Origin of the sequence: Mesorhizobium sp. M0778 (genome assembly GCF_040320105.1) — a bacterium.
Classification (GTDB): Bacteria; Pseudomonadota; Alphaproteobacteria; order Rhizobiales; family Rhizobiaceae; genus Mesorhizobium.
This window is the reverse complement of record NZ_JAMYPA010000004.1, coordinates 167,967-180,812: the sequence shown is the minus strand read 5'-3', so window position 1 is coordinate 180,812 and position 12,846 is coordinate 167,967. Positions and strand designations below refer to the sequence as shown.

At 62.9% G+C, this 12,846-nt stretch carries 16 protein-coding genes; 6 read left to right on the top strand and 10 right to left on the bottom strand.

Translation table 11 applies throughout. The annotated features are described in order from the left end of the window. Nucleotides 1-131: 131 nt before the first annotated feature. The gene (locus NKI22_RS08265; RefSeq protein WP_352482094.1) at nt 132-695 is read left to right on the top strand and encodes a GNAT family N-acetyltransferase; all 564 of its coding nucleotides are present in this window, start codon (nt 132-134) and stop codon (nt 693-695) included. 56 nt (nt 696-751) lie between these two features. Here NKI22_RS08265 and NKI22_RS08260 read toward each other — a convergent pair whose 3' ends face one another. Further along, entirely contained in the window at nt 752-1,036 is a 285-nt protein-coding gene (locus NKI22_RS08260) for an SCP2 sterol-binding domain-containing protein (protein WP_023720213.1), read from the bottom strand. Between the two features lie 260 nt (nt 1,037-1,296). On the opposite strand from NKI22_RS08260, the gene NKI22_RS08255 reads away from it, so the two are divergent. Together NKI22_RS08255 and NKI22_RS08250 are read left to right on the top strand one after the other, a co-directional pair. After that, nucleotides 1,297-3,078 (top strand): chloride channel protein, encoded by a 1,782-nt coding sequence (locus tag NKI22_RS08255; RefSeq protein WP_352494726.1) that lies wholly within the window; start codon nt 1,297-1,299, stop codon nt 3,076-3,078. 256 nt (nt 3,079-3,334) lie between these two features. After that, complete coding sequence (locus NKI22_RS08250) at nt 3,335-4,447, top strand: TauD/TfdA family dioxygenase (RefSeq protein ID WP_352850975.1); 1,113 nt, start codon at nt 3,335-3,337, stop codon at nt 4,445-4,447. Nucleotides 4,448-4,485: 38 nt separating this feature from the next. Here the strand turns inward: NKI22_RS08250 and NKI22_RS08245 are convergent, their stop codons facing one another. After that, a complete protein-coding gene (locus NKI22_RS08245) occupies nt 4,486-5,496 on the bottom strand; it encodes a nucleoside recognition domain-containing protein (protein WP_352850977.1) in 1,011 nt (336 codons plus the stop codon). Between the two features lie 118 nt (nt 5,497-5,614). Between NKI22_RS08245 and NKI22_RS08240 the strand changes: the two genes are divergently transcribed. Together NKI22_RS08240 and NKI22_RS08235 are read left to right on the top strand one after the other, a co-directional pair. Further along, a complete protein-coding gene (locus NKI22_RS08240) occupies nt 5,615-6,067 on the top strand; it encodes an Lrp/AsnC family transcriptional regulator (RefSeq protein WP_023720217.1) in 453 nt (150 codons plus the stop codon). Nucleotides 6,068-6,292: 225 nt separating this feature from the next. Next, entirely contained in the window at nt 6,293-6,691 is a 399-nt protein-coding gene (locus tag NKI22_RS08235; RefSeq protein ID WP_352815599.1) for a GFA family protein, read from the top strand. 90 nt (nt 6,692-6,781) lie between these two features. Here the strand turns inward: NKI22_RS08235 and NKI22_RS08230 are convergent, their stop codons facing one another. Further along, nucleotides 6,782-7,345 carry a GNAT family N-acetyltransferase gene (locus NKI22_RS08230; RefSeq protein WP_352815601.1) on the bottom strand — a complete coding sequence of 188 codons (564 nt, stop codon included), beginning with the start codon at nt 7,343-7,345 and terminating at the stop codon, nt 6,782-6,784. Nucleotides 7,346-7,546: 201 nt separating this feature from the next. Then, nucleotides 7,547-7,702 carry a GNAT family N-acetyltransferase gene (locus NKI22_RS08225; protein ID WP_352515705.1) on the bottom strand — a complete coding sequence of 52 codons (156 nt, stop codon included), beginning with the start codon at nt 7,700-7,702 and terminating at the stop codon, nt 7,547-7,549. Here NKI22_RS08225 and NKI22_RS08220 point away from each other — a divergent pair. Then, nucleotides 7,646-7,879, top strand: coding sequence for a hypothetical protein (locus NKI22_RS08220; RefSeq protein WP_352481969.1), 234 nt, complete (start codon nt 7,646-7,648; stop codon nt 7,877-7,879). The genes NKI22_RS08225 and NKI22_RS08220 overlap by 57 nt on opposite strands. 33 nt (nt 7,880-7,912) lie before the next feature. Here the strand turns inward: NKI22_RS08220 and NKI22_RS08215 are convergent, their stop codons facing one another. The 6 genes from NKI22_RS08215 to NKI22_RS08190 are packed head-to-tail and all read right to left on the bottom strand — an operon-like array spanning nt 7,913 to nt 12,736. Next, nucleotides 7,913-9,094: an arabinose transporter gene (locus NKI22_RS08215; protein WP_031194356.1), complete on the bottom strand. Its 1,182-nt coding sequence runs from the start codon at nt 9,092-9,094 to the stop codon at nt 7,913-7,915. Between the two features lie 40 nt (nt 9,095-9,134). Then, entirely contained in the window at nt 9,135-9,563 is a 429-nt protein-coding gene (locus NKI22_RS08210; RefSeq protein WP_352481972.1) for a lipocalin-like domain-containing protein, read from the bottom strand. A gap of 58 nt (nt 9,564-9,621) precedes the next feature. Beyond that, nucleotides 9,622-10,638: a zinc-dependent alcohol dehydrogenase family protein gene (locus tag NKI22_RS08205; RefSeq protein WP_352494728.1), complete on the bottom strand. Its 1,017-nt coding sequence runs from the start codon at nt 10,636-10,638 to the stop codon at nt 9,622-9,624. 25 nt (nt 10,639-10,663) lie between these two features. Next, complete coding sequence (locus NKI22_RS08200) at nt 10,664-11,059, bottom strand: (R)-mandelonitrile lyase (RefSeq protein WP_352481974.1); 396 nt, start codon at nt 11,057-11,059, stop codon at nt 10,664-10,666. A 19-nt stretch (nt 11,060-11,078) separates the two neighbouring features. After that, the gene (locus NKI22_RS08195) at nt 11,079-11,549 is read right to left on the bottom strand and encodes a cyclophilin-like fold protein (RefSeq protein ID WP_023720225.1); all 471 of its coding nucleotides are present in this window, start codon (nt 11,547-11,549) and stop codon (nt 11,079-11,081) included. After that, a complete protein-coding gene (locus NKI22_RS08190) occupies nt 11,546-12,736 on the bottom strand; it encodes an MFS transporter (protein WP_352938145.1) in 1,191 nt (396 codons plus the stop codon). Before NKI22_RS08190 ends, NKI22_RS08195 begins: the two co-directional genes overlap by 4 nt. Nucleotides 12,737-12,846: the final 110 nt, after the last annotated feature.

Below are 12,846 nucleotides of genomic sequence, written 5' to 3'. Positions count from 1 at the left end.
TTCGAAAGAACCGATCAGATCATCCCGAGGTGGGCGCCTGTCGCCCGCCCGGGCTCGCCTGTGGAACAATCCGCTCGTGAAGGATCGCGGAAATGGACGTTTTGGATTTCATTGTTGAAGGCGCCGCGGGGATGTCCCCCTCGAGGGGGGAGAATGCCGGCGCTTTTGTCATCACTGCCGAAACCGCTGCCGATATCGGTGCGCGCGAGGCTTTGCTCGATCGCGCCATGGGGCCGAAGCGCCGGACGAAGTCGTCGGAAAAGCTGCGGCGCGGCCGCCGGCCTTCGGAGGGCCTTGCCTTTGTCGCGCGCGATGCGTCGGGCGCTGTTGCCGGCACCGTGCGGCTGTGGGACGTGGTGCTGGGCGAGGGCGGCAAGGCAGCGCTGCTGCTCGGCCCGCTTGCGGTCGACCCGGCGCTGAAAAATGCCGGCATCGGCTCGGCGCTGATGCGCCATGCAGTGACTGAGGCCGAGCGGCTTGGCCATGCGGCGATCCTGCTGGTCGGCGACGCGCCCTATTACGAGCGCTTCGGGTTTTCGGCCGCAAAGACCGGCTCGCTGGCCATGCCGGGGCCTTACGAGCGGCACCGCCTGCTGGCGCGGGAACTGGTGGTCGGCGCGCTCGACGGCGCGCAGGGCACGTTGAAGGCGGCCGGGCGCAAGCTGAAGGCGCAGAGGCTGTCGCTCGCTGCCTGATGGTTCGAAGCAAGCCGCCCGCCCATCGTGCGGCGGCTTGTTTCGCCTTAAGTGGATCAGCCGATCAGCTGGCTGAGCGCCATGGCGACGCTCATGTCGCCTTCGACCTTTATCTTGCCTGACATGAAAGCCATGGTCGGGTTGAGATCGCCTGATATCAGCGAGTCCAAATCGTCGAGCGACAGCTGTATGGTGCAATCTGCCGGTGCATCGGTGGTCGAGACATCGGCGCCGTCGATGACGATGACGCCGTCGCTGCCGGTGTCGAATTTCACGGAGCGATCGAACCCGGCGCTCGCCACGCGCGACCTGATCTTGTCGGCAATCTCCTGAACGCTCATGGCGGTTCTCCTCGTCTGGTTGCGTTTGTCGCGCCTTGGCGCTTCGACCCGGCCGAAGCCGCTTGCCTGGTTTTACAGCCACGGTCGGCGCATATAGCTTCGGGTTGACGTTTACGTCAACGCGGTTCCCCGAGCTGAAGATGGGCTTTATCGCCGCAGCATCACGCGGGCATGACACCTTGGCGGCCGGCATTGTTGCCATGCAAAGCCGCCGGGCGTATCAGGCACCACTCCCCTTTTGATATCGGCGAGCCGCCCCGGTGCTTTCCAGAAACGAACCGCAAGTCTATGCCCGCCGACTGCGCGCGGTGCTGATCCGATCGATCCCGCTGCTCGAGGCGCGCGGCATCGCCGTCGTCATTCTGGCGGCTTTGGTCGGGGTGATAGCGGGTGCGCTGGTCACCGGCATGAGCGAACTGGTGCAGGTCCTGCATGGGCTTATGTTCGGCGTTCAGCCCGGTGGTCGGCTTTCGGCGATGTTTTCGCTGCAAAGGCCGGAGCAAGCGCTGATACCGGCGATCGGCGGCATCCTGCTCGGGCTGACGGTGATCTGGCTGAGAAAGCGGAAGTTCCGCACGCCGGTCGATCCGATCGAAGCCAACGCCCTTTACGGCGGCCGCATGTCGCTGACCGACACTTTCATCATCGCCGGGCAGACGATGATCTCGAGCGGCTTCGGCGCTTCGGTCGGGCTCGAGGCCGGCTACACGCAGGTGGGTTCCGGCCTGGCGTCGCGGCTGGCGCGCTTGTTCAGGCTGCGCCGCAACGATGTCCGCATCCTCGTCGGCTGCGGTGCGGCCGGCGCGATCGCCGCCGCCTTCGATGCGCCGCTGACCGGCGCCTTCTACGGTTTCGAGCTGGTCATCGGCATCTATTCGGTCGCCAATGTCGCGCCGGTGATGGCCGCCGCGATCTCGGCCTCGCTGACCGCCGAAATGTTCGGCGGCGTGCCGTTTCCGCTGGAGCTCGCGGGTCTGCCGGCACTCACCGTCAGCCAGTATTTGCCGTTCATGCTGCTCGGGCTTTTGGGTGGCGGTGCTTCGATCGCCATCATGCATCTGGTGAGCCTGATCGAGCGCATCTTTGCGCGGCTGTCGATCGACGCCTCGTTGCGCCCAGCCATCGGCGGCGTGATGGTCGGGCTGCTGGGGCTGATCACGCCGCAGGTCCTGTCCAGCGGCCATGGCGCGCTGCACCGCGAATTCGCGATGAATTACGGGCTGGCCGTGGTGGCCAGCGTCTTCGTGCTGAAGCTGTCGGCGTCGGCGATCTCGCTCGGCTCCGGCTTCCGCGGCGGGCTGTTCTTTGCCTCTTTGTTCCTCGGTGCCCTGCTCGGCAAGATGTTCGCCGGCGCGATGGCGTTCGTCTCGCCGGCGACCGGCATCGACCCCGCCGTCGCCGCCGTCGTCGGCATGACCTCGCTCGCCGTCGGCGTCGTCGGTGGCCCGTTGACGATGACCTTCCTGGCGCTGGAATCGACCCGCGACCTGACGCTGACCGGCGTGGTGCTGGCCGCCTCGCTCATGGCGGCGATCCTGGTGCGAGAAACGTTTGGCTATTCCTTCTCGACATGGCGCTTTCACCTGCGCGGCGAAACCATCCGCAGCGCCCATGATGTAGGCTGGATGCGCAGCCTGACGGTCGGCTCGATGATGCGCAAGGATGTCCGCACCATCGACGCCTCAACGACGCTTGCAACATTCCGCAAGCAGGTGCCGCTCGGTGCCTCGCAGCGCGTCATCGCGGTGGATGCCGAACTGCACTATGTCGGCGTGCTGATCGTCGCCGAATTGCACAGCCATTTGTCGGATGACGAGATGCCGGTGCTGTCCTTCGCCAAATTTAGGGATGCGGTGCTGGTGCCGAGCATGAACGTGCAGTCGGCGGCCGAGACCTTCCAGCGCGCCGGCGCCGAGGAATTGGCAGTGGTCGAGGATTTCACCGACCGCAAGGTGGTCGGTTTGCTGACCGAAGGCCACCTGATGCGCCGCTATGCCGAGGAACTCGACAAGGCGCGGCGCGATCTGTCGGGCGAGGGGTAGCCGAGAGGGGATGGCGATCCCGCTGCATTTAGCTGGACACCGCCGGCGAATGACCGCTACCATCGCGGTGGCTTTGAACCAGATTTCATCTGGAGCCAGATTCCGCCTGGAGATGGCGTGCTCGAAGAACCGAACAGAAATCCCGGATCCCATCGCTATGGGAAGCCGAGCTTGTGGTGGCCACCACCGTTGGGTTGACGGCCTGCGGGCCTGATCCAAGCTGAAAATCAAATTCTGTGTTCAGAGAGACATCATCATGAATACCCTGCTTTCCGTGGAAGCCCGGGAGACCGCGCTTGCCGTGACTTTCGTGTCGGGCGAAACAGTCTGCTACCCCTGGCTTTGGCTAAAGGACAATGCACCATCGGCGTTTCACCCGCAGACCGAAGAACGAACTTTCGACCTGACCAGCGTAGACCCCTCGCTCAGACCCATCAGCGTGCGGGACAGGGGCAGCGCTGTGGGCATTGTCTGGCAGAACGACCAGGCTGAGGAGGAATTCCCGAGCCAGTTCTTTGAGTCCTACCGTCCCGGCAGAAAGCGGGACGATCCGGCCGACATCGCTCCGAAACTCTGGGACGCCTCAATCAATCTTGAAACCATGCCGCGTCACGCCGCCGGGGACATCTTGCAAAGCGATGCCGATCTGCTCGCCTGGCTGAAGGCAACGGCTGCATACGGGCTCTCCATCGTCGATGGGCTTGACGATGATCCCGATGCGGGGCGGCGTGCGGCCGAGCGGATTGGTTTCCTGCGCCAGACAAATTTCGGCACGATGTTCGAAGTCGTGTCGATGCCGAACCCGAACAATCTGGCCTATACGCCGGTCGCCTTGCCGCTACACACCGATCTCGCGAACCAGGAGGTGCCGCCCGGCTACCAGTTCCTGCATTGTATCGCCAATGACGCTGAGGGCGGTGGATCGATCTTTGCCGACGGGTTTGCGGTCGTCGCCGCGCTACAGGCGGAAGATCCGGAAGCCTACCGCCTATTGTGCGAGATCGAGATCCCCTATCGTTTTCACGATGAAAACTACGATCTGCGCGGTCGGTTTCCTGTGATTGTAACGCAACGCGACGGGGAAGTGACGGAGTTGCGGTTCAACGCCCATCTTGTCGATGTCATCGACCTTCCCTCCGACCTATGCGCGCCCTTTTATGCGGCTTATCGCAAGCTGATGATGATGATCCGCGGGCCGCGTTTCCAAATAGCCTACCGCCTGAAGGCCGGCGAAATGGCGGTCTTCGACAATCGCCGGGTGTTGCATGGCCGCCAATCGTTCAACCCGAACACGGGGCGGCGACATCTGCGCGGATGCTATGTCGATCGTGGTGAGTTCCAGAGCCGGATTCGCGTCCTCTCGCGATAGTGATGCGACACACATGTCGGCTGCTGCGTAAGGACGGCTCACGTCAACGGTCCGCTAATCGCCGGCTCAGAAATCCGATTGCGCGAACTGCCTTCTTCCTTGTGGAAGAGTGTCTTGAAGAAAAGAGCGTCGGGAACCGCCTTGATTATTTTTGCGATCACGGCGGTCGCGAGCACGGCAAACGCCAGGCGACCGAGAAGCACGCTCGTGACATCGGTGCCAAGAGCGACGACGACCAACGTGTCCTCAATGAGGCTATGGGCAAAACCCATGAACACGCAGGCGAGGAATATCTGACGCGGCTCCGCGCTAGGCGTGCGCGCCTCGCGGATCAGCAGTCCTGCGCCATAGGAAATCCCGAGAAACAGGCCGACAGCGGCGAAAGGTACCGTCTGCTTTTCGATGCCGGCGAGCCGAAAGAGCGGTGCAAGTCCTCTGTTCATCCACTCCAAAATGCCCGCCATCTTGAGAAGCTCGATAACCCAGCTTAGCGCAAGCAAAACGATGAGCATGATGCCCAGGGTTTTGACTGTGCCCAGGAGAAAGCCGCCCCAGTCGGTGCTTTCATTCGTCGGCATCCACGCCGGCGCCACCGGTCCTGACAGCCATCCGGTCATGGCGAATATCTGATGCAGAAGGATAGCAAAGACCAAACCCCCGCCAATACGAAGCGCCGCGGTGACCAGGAAGCTCGGCCCGGCCCTCTGAATGATGCGTTGCTCGATCGGAATGGCATGTGCAAACAGCAAGAGAGCCGAAAGAACCGTCATCTCGGCAGTGCTGAGCGCCGAAACCGGGACCAAGGTGAATACGATCACAAGCGCGCCCCAGATCCCGACCAGCAATCCCGTCAGCCAGGCAAAGGCGAGTTCATGTGGCAACCCCACCTGCAACATGAGCGGGGAGAAGAACGGAGAAATCGCCTGGATGACGCCAAGGTCCTGCAGGAGCCGCGTGGCTATCGCAACCGGAACGATCACGCGAACCAGTTCCCAATAGATTTCAAGCGTTTCCAATGTCTTGCGATTGAAGGCGGCGCAAATTGCCATCATGCTGCTCCATCATCCCTGGAGCCATCTGCGTAACCTGAGACGCTTCGCATTTGTGGTCAAAGTTTGCGATTTCGTGCAATAAAATTGCAATACACCGACGATGAGCGCGACCGAGATGGACAAGATCGACAGAAGGCTTCTCAACCTGCTCCAGGATGATGCCTCACGAACGAACGCCAAACTGGCGGGGTTAGTCGGGCTTTCCCCTTCGAGCTGCCTGCGCCGCATACGACGACTGAAGAAAAGCGGCGTCATCAGCCGCGTTGTCGCGCTTCTCGCACCTGCAAAGGCTGGCCGGGGCTTGAAAGCGATCGTCACCGTCGAACTGGAGCGTCATGGCGAGCAGTATATGCGGGACTTTCTCGAGTTGGCCGCTCAGGAACCGGCCGTCACTCAGGCCTACAGCGTAAGCGGCGAAACCGACGCCGTCCTTATGCTCCGCCTGACGGATATGGAAGAGTTCGATGCGCTATGCGAGCGACTGTTCCGAGACCGAAGCAACGTCGCGCGATACCAAACGATGTTCGTGATCCGAACGGCCAAAGAAGTGACCGCAATTCCACTGTAGTGTTCGGGTTGCGATAGACCTGCTAGGCCGTGAATTCAGCGGCCCGGCGAAGAAACTTTACGAACTTTCAATATGCCGCAAAGGCGGTAGTGAAGGAACGCCTAGCGCACGCTAGGACAATCGCTGGCGCCGAATGTCGGAATTGGGCGCCAGCTCGACGCATTTCATGGCGCCTCCCTCACGCCCAGGCATGAAGCTGTCCTTGTTGACTCAAGGAGAATTTGCATGCGTGGTCATTGCTTATGTGGCGCTATTGCTTTTGAAGTCGATGGCCCGGCACGGGCCTGCGTGGTCTGTCATTGTGAAAGTTGTCGGCGGCAATGTTCTGCGCCGATGACCTCCTATATTGGCGTCTTGAACGGCCAATGGCGATGGCTGAGCAAGCTACCGAAGGTATTCAACTCTTCTCCCGGTGTGGAAAGAACATTTTGCGATCACTGTGGCACGCCGCTGTCCTTCCGCTCAAAGAACATGTCTGATGTCATGCATTTTTGTGCGGCAGCGATGGAGGAGCCAGAAAAATTTGCACCTACGCTGCATGTCGCCTTTGAGGAGAAGCTCCCTTGGTTGAAACTCGCCGACAACCTGCCGACCCGTTTTGGGCCTGACTATACGAAAGACTAGGATCTGCTCGCATCGAGACAAACGGCGGAAGCTGAGGACAGCGTCCGGAAGCGAGATGATACCCCCGTCCGTTCAAACGGCGGTCAAACATTATCGATCGTGGCTGCTCTCGACCTGCTTGAGCGGCAGCAGGTAGGCGATGATCTGCTGATCGCCGAGAGCTGGATCAAAGCCAATAATGTCGGATGCGAAAAGGTCGTGAGCAGGGCGTCTCTCGAAGCCAAGGCTCTCGTACAGCTTGCATGCAGACGGCATGAACGAGGCAGTGTGAAGCGCAAGGCCGCCTGAGCCTTGCCGACGCGCTTGCATGACGCACCATTCGCAAAGCGCGCGGCCGTATCCGCGGCCCTGTGCCGAGGGAGCGACCGCGAGGGTCCTGAGGCCTGCCAGCCCGGGCGGCCAGCCCATGCGGTCAAAGGCGGCATCGGCGTAGTAGGTGACCGTCCCGACGAGCCGTCCCTCGGCTTCGAGCACCGCGACGCTAGCCTTCGCCCATCGCCCCGCGACATCCCGCGCATCGTCCACGTAGGGCTCGAAGATGTGTGGCGCCAGAACGGGCCGTAACGATGCGAAGGCGTCGGAGATGAGCAACCCGATTCCATCCAGTTCCTGACGGCTTGCCAGGCGGACGCGTGGCTTGGATGCGATCTGCATGCATGTTCTCACTGCACCAGTAATTGGACCATATGTAGGGCGTTGTGTGCCCCTCCGGCTGGCTGGACTTCGCCCGGCTTCGGCCGTGTCCCGCAGCGCGATTCACCCGGAGAGATTCGCCTGCCACAATAATCACCGGCAGCAAGATTCCAATGGACCTGAGCCGTCGAGCCGCGACGAGGAGTTAATCGGCGGAGTACCTCAAGCTTTCGGTAACAGTTTGCTCATGCTTATGCGCTCCTCGACCTCGTATCCGCACTTTCGGTAGAACCCAAGAACCGTCGAATTGGAAGCGACAATTTGGAGGTTGATCTTTATGCAACCAAGGCCGGCGAGCCGCCTTTCGGCCTCATGGATGAGGGCCTCGCCGATCCCTTTTTGGCGATGGGACTGCAGGGTAGCGATGCGCGATATCTACCCTCGATGGCCGTCATACCCGGCCATGATCGATCCGACGACCTGATCGGCCTCTATCGCCACCAAAAGCAGGTTCGGCTGATGCCTCAGCTTCCCGCGAAGCGGGAGCGATCGTAGTTGCGCGACATCTCGAGCCCAGACTATCCGGCTCTATAGTGGAGCGTTACGGCGACCCAGCAGCAGAGCGATGCCCAACGCCGGAAGCGTCGCCATCGCGACGGCGAAGAAGACGAATTGCAGCCCGGCCGATGCGGCGACCAAGCCGAGCGCCGGACTGCCGAAGCCGAGCGCCACGTCGAGGAAGACGGTGTAGAGTCCCATGGCCAGGCCGCGGCTGCGTGGCGGAAGACGGCTCACGGCCTCGGCACCGAGGCCGGGATAGACCAGCGAGTAGCCAAGGCCAGTCAGGCCCGCTCCGATGGCGGCTAGAACGGGCCCGGGCGCAAGCCAGATCAGCATCAGCCCTGCAGCCTCGACAGCCACGAAGATCATGGCGACCCGTGCGCCCCCTAACCTGTCAGGCAGGTGGCCGAAGCATAGCCTTGCCACGATCAGCGACGCGGCATAGGCCGTGAAGGGAAGCCAGACCGGCTGCCAGCCCCGCTCGGCAAAGAGCAGCGCGCCGAAGGCCAGAATCGCACCATAGCCGAGACTGCTGAAAGCTGCTCCCACTCCGGGAAGCCAGACCGCTTGCGCCACGCTCCTCCATGACTGCGGCACGCTGCTCGCGGCGGCGCTGGCGCCGCGCATCGGCAGGATGGCAAGCAGCGTTGCAAGTGGCAGGACGATCGTCGCCAGTGCGATCGCGGTGAAGCCGCTCGCCGCATAAAGCGCAGATCCGATCGGCGCGCCTAGCGCGAGTGCTGCGAACATCGCCGTGCCCACCCAGGCTATGACCTTTCCGGAGTTCTGTCCGCCCGCAAGGGAGAGGCCCCAGGCGACGCCACCGGTGATGATGAAGCTCTCAGACGCGCCCAGTACCGCCCGGCCGGCGAACAGCGCCGATGCGGACGCCACCGGCCGGTCGAGCAATGTCAGTGAGCCGAGGTAAAATAGCCCCGCCACGGCAGCGGCAATGAGGCCGACGACGACGGCCCTCTTGCCGCCGCGCCCATCGGCATAGTTTCCAGCCCCAATGCGCGACAGCATCGAGGCGACGAACTGGCTGCCAGTGACCAGCCCGACCGCGAAGGGGCCGAAGCCGAGCTGCTGGTGAAGATGCAGCGGCAGGACGGGTAGCGCCAAGCCGATCAGGAGGAAGCCGGCGAAGACAGCCGCCATGATTGGCACCAGTTCCGCTATCGCGCCATTTCGGTCTGAAGTCCGCGCCATTGTGGCCACCGATAAAACTTTGACAGTCGGGCTGTTCCGATCAGTAACGTTCGTAGGTCACGCGCCAGCCTTCGGCCGGATTGTCCGGCGTCAGGACCAGTTTGTTGTCCGAGACTTCGAATTTGCGTTTCATGCTCTTCCCGACAAGGTTGCGGACCAGGGAGGACTCGATCGTGATGACGAAGGTCTTGTCCTGGTCGTCGATAGCGACCGGCCCGTAATAGGCTTCGTAGCCATTCTCTGTGTAAGGCGTGTCCGGTGCCTTGGCGTCGGGGTTCTGCGCCTGCACCGACAGGGTGCCGGCCTCGGTGAAGATGACCTGGCCGGAATATGGCACGGGCTTGAGGCTTCCCTCGGCACCGGCCTCGAGCGACCTCATGCGCCATGCGCCGATGATCGGCGACTCTTGCGAGAAAGCCGGCGTGGCGACCGAAAGCGCAAGGGCGGCAATCTTCAATCTCATCGTCATATGTCGTTGTTCCTTTTCTGATTTGTGGGTGCGGACAGGCCGTCCGCCCAATCTTCGCTCACACCGAAAGCATGACCTTGATGGCGCGCCGCTCGTCCATGGCGCGGTAGCCTTCAGCGACCTCGGCCAACGGCAGCTTGAGGTCGAAGACCTTGCCGGGCTTGATCCGACCTTGCAGCACACGGCCCATAAGGTCGGGCAGGAAGCGGCGCACCGGCGCCGGGCCGCCCAGCATGCGCTTCTGGCCGAAGAACAGTTTTTGGCCGTCGAAGTTCACGCCGTGCGGCACGCCGACATAGCCGATGGTGCCGCCGGGGCGAGAGCAGGCCAGCGCCTGGTCGAAGGATTCCGCCGTGCCGACGCATTCCAGCACCGAGTCCGCGCCGACGTCCTTGGTGAGCTCTTTGATCCGGGCCACACCTTCCTCGCCGCGCTCGGCGACGATGTCGGTCGCGCCGAACTCGCGGGCGAGTTTTTGGCGGCTGGCGTGCCGGCTCATGGCGATGATGCGCTCGGCGCCCATCTCCTTGGCCGCAAGCACGCCCATCAGGCCGACCGCACCGTCGCCGACCACCACCACCGTCGATCCTTCTCGGACCTCGGCTGCGTCGGCCGCATACCAGCCGGTGCCGAGCACATCGGACACAGCCAGCAGGTCAGGGATGAGTTCGGCCGGCGGCACCTCGGCGGTGGCGACCAGTGTGCCATCCGCCAACGGCACGCGGGCGTAAGGCGCCTGCGCGCCCGACATGAACTCGCGCTGCACACAGGACGACTGGAAGCCGAAGCGGCAATGCGGGCAGGTATTGTCGGAGAGGCAGAACGAGCCGACGACGAACTGGCCGGGGCGCACCGTGCGCACCTCTGCGCCGACCTCGACGACGATGCCACAATATTCGTGGCCCATATGCATCGGGCCGTCGACCCGCTGCAGCCCGCGATAGGGCCACAGATCCGAGCCGCAGATGCAGCTTGCCGAGAGCTTGATGATGGCGTCCGTCGGCCGCATGATTTTCGGATCAGCGATCTCCTCGCAGCGGATGTCGCCCGGTTTGTGAAGAACGGTTGCGAGCATTTTGGTTCCTTTCGAGTGGAGAAGATCAAGCGCGGTAGTCGGCGTCGCTGACATGTTCCAGCCAGTCCACGACCTTGCCGTCCTTGACCTCCTGGAGAGCAATGTGGGTCATGGCAATCTGAGCCGACGCGCCGTGCCAGTGCTTTTCGCCGGGCGCGAACCAGACGACGTCGCCGGCACGGATTTCCTCGACCGGGCCAGCCTCGCGCTGCACGCGGCCCAGGCCCGAGACGACGATCAGCGTCTGGCCGAGCGGATGCGTGTGCCAAGCGGTGCGGGCGCCGGGCTCGAAGGTCACCTGTGCGCCTTGAACCCGCCCGGCATCGAAGGGATTGAAGAGCGGATCGATCCGCACCGTTCCGGTGAACCAGTCAGGTGGTCCCTTGCCGGAAGGCCTCGTGCCAGCGCGAAGAATGTCCATGGTGATCTCCTTTGTGTCCTCAAGTGCGTTCGATGCGAAGCGGGAACTCGCCGCGAATGTGCAGGGCCTGCTCGCCCTCGTCGAAGCGGCCGAGCCTGATCAGCCCGGGATGGCGATAGTCGGCGTAGAACATGGCCAGGTTACCCCAGGACGTGAAATAGCAGAGGTCGTAGGGCTGCTCGTTGGCGAACGGACCACTTCCCTTCTCTGTCAGCTTGCGCGGCAGATAGGCGATCTTCTCGTTATGCGCGTAGTCCTCGATCTTGAGATCGAGCGGCAGCATGGAAAAGAAATCGCGCGCCGACGGATTGTCGTAGAGCGTGGCGGTCATGATGCGGCCGTTGAAAATCATCCTGATCTTCATGTTGGTTGACTCATGGCTGACTGGGGCTTCGCCTTCTTGGCTGGCGGCTGCTCGAGGCAGGGCCGCCACCGCGAGCGCGGCGCCGAGCAATGTCCGGCGGTTAAGCGGCGCACGCTCGATGATCATGGCAAAGATCTCCGGGCCATATGCGATGCGGCAAGGGCGGCGAGCGCCGATCCGCAGAGCAGCACTGCACCTAGAGTGAACGCTCCCCACCAGCCGACCGTATCGAAGAGCGTGCCGCCGATCGCGGCGCCGCCGGTGATGGCGAGCTGGATGACTGCCACCTGCAGCCCGCCGCCGGCCTCTAAGTCGTTCGGCAACGTCCGGCTGAGCCACGTGCCCCAGCCAACGGGCGCGGCCGTGCCGAAGAAGCCCCAGGCAACGAGCAGCAGCGCTGTGGGAACGGGGAGGGCACCAAGGGCGATGAGCGCAGCGGCCAAGGCCGCCATGACCAGCGGGATGACGATGAGGATGCTGAACAGACGCGTGGACAAAAGCCGGCCGACGCACCATGTGCCGAGCACCCCCGCCAGCCCCATCGCCAGCAGGATCGCCGAGAGAGCAGCGATGTCGAGCCGGGTGACGCCCTCGAGGAAGGGCCGCAGATAGGTGAAGAGCGCGAACTGGCCCATGAACAGCATCATGATCGACGCCATGCCGATGGCGACGGGAAGACGGCCGAGGAGCGCCAGTGGATTGCCTGAACGCTTCCCCCGGCGCGGGGGCAGCGCCGGCAGGCTTGTCCACTGCCAGGCCAGCGCCAGAAGCCCAAACGGCACGACGAGGAAGAAAGCGCCGCGCCAGCCGACATAGGCGCCAAGAAAACTGCCCAGCGGCGCGGCGATGGTGGCCGCAATGGCATTGCCGGCGTTCAGCATGGCGAGACCCTTCGGAACCATGTCTTGCGGCACGAAGCGCATGACGATCGCGGTCGACATCGACCAGAACCCGCCGATCGCGATGCCGAGCAGCGCCCGGCCGACCATGAGGAACGCGTAGTTCGGCGCGAAGGTGACAGCCAAACCGGACACGATGAGGAGGAGGGTGAAGCCGGTCACGACCAGTCGGCGGTCGATATGGCGCGTGAGGCCGGCGACCAGCAGGCTGGTCACGACGGCGAAAACGCCCGAAATCGAGATCGCCTGTCCCGCGCGGCCCTCGGTGATGCCGAGATCGGCCGCTAGCGGCGACAGCAGGCTGACCGGCATGAATTCCGACGCGATGAGCACGAAAACACACAGCGCCATCGCCAAAACCGCGCCCCATGCGGCGCGGTCACCGACAAGCCTTGTGTCGTACGTCGTTTCCATAATTAGCATCCTTGCAGGGCGACCGGGCGGATCAGCCGCCAACGCCGTCGCGATGCCAGAAGATATTGCAGAGGAACCCATTCTATTAGACTAAGTAATTCGCATGGACT

What these genes read in the sequence shown, in the direction of transcription:
- NKI22_RS08200 (WP_352481974.1), bottom strand. Translation starts at nt 11,059, where the DNA reads ATGGACATTCTTCGCGCTGGCACGAGGCCTTCCGGCAAGGGACCACCT.
- NKI22_RS08265 (WP_352482094.1), top strand. Translation starts at nt 132, where the DNA reads ATGTCCCCCTCGAGGGGGGAGAATGCCGGCGCTTTTGTCATCACTGCC.
- NKI22_RS08245 (WP_352850977.1), bottom strand. Translation starts at nt 5,496, where the DNA reads ATGGCAATTTGCGCCGCCTTCAATCGCAAGACATTGGAAACGCTTGAA.
- NKI22_RS08230 (WP_352815601.1), bottom strand. Translation starts at nt 7,345, where the DNA reads ATGCAGATCGCATCCAAGCCACGCGTCCGCCTGGCAAGCCGTCAGGAA.
- NKI22_RS08260 (WP_023720213.1), bottom strand. Translation starts at nt 1,036, where the DNA reads ATGAGCGTTCAGGAGATTGCCGACAAGATCAGGTCGCGCGTGGCGAGC.
- NKI22_RS08195 (WP_023720225.1), bottom strand. Translation starts at nt 11,549, where the DNA reads ATGATCATCGAGCGTGCGCCGCTTAACCGCCGGACATTGCTCGGCGCC.
- NKI22_RS08205 (WP_352494728.1), bottom strand. Translation starts at nt 10,638, where the DNA reads ATGCTCGCAACCGTTCTTCACAAACCGGGCGACATCCGCTGCGAGGAG.
- NKI22_RS08210 (WP_352481972.1), bottom strand. Translation starts at nt 9,563, where the DNA reads ATGACGATGAGATTGAAGATTGCCGCCCTTGCGCTTTCGGTCGCCACG.
- NKI22_RS08215 (WP_031194356.1), bottom strand. Translation starts at nt 9,094, where the DNA reads ATGGCGCGGACTTCAGACCGAAATGGCGCGATAGCGGAACTGGTGCCA.
- NKI22_RS08250 (WP_352850975.1), top strand. Translation starts at nt 3,335, where the DNA reads ATGAATACCCTGCTTTCCGTGGAAGCCCGGGAGACCGCGCTTGCCGTG.
- NKI22_RS08240 (WP_023720217.1), top strand. Translation starts at nt 5,615, where the DNA reads ATGGACAAGATCGACAGAAGGCTTCTCAACCTGCTCCAGGATGATGCC.
- NKI22_RS08190 (WP_352938145.1), bottom strand. Translation starts at nt 12,736, where the DNA reads ATGGAAACGACGTACGACACAAGGCTTGTCGGTGACCGCGCCGCATGG.
- NKI22_RS08235 (WP_352815599.1), top strand. Translation starts at nt 6,293, where the DNA reads ATGCGTGGTCATTGCTTATGTGGCGCTATTGCTTTTGAAGTCGATGGC.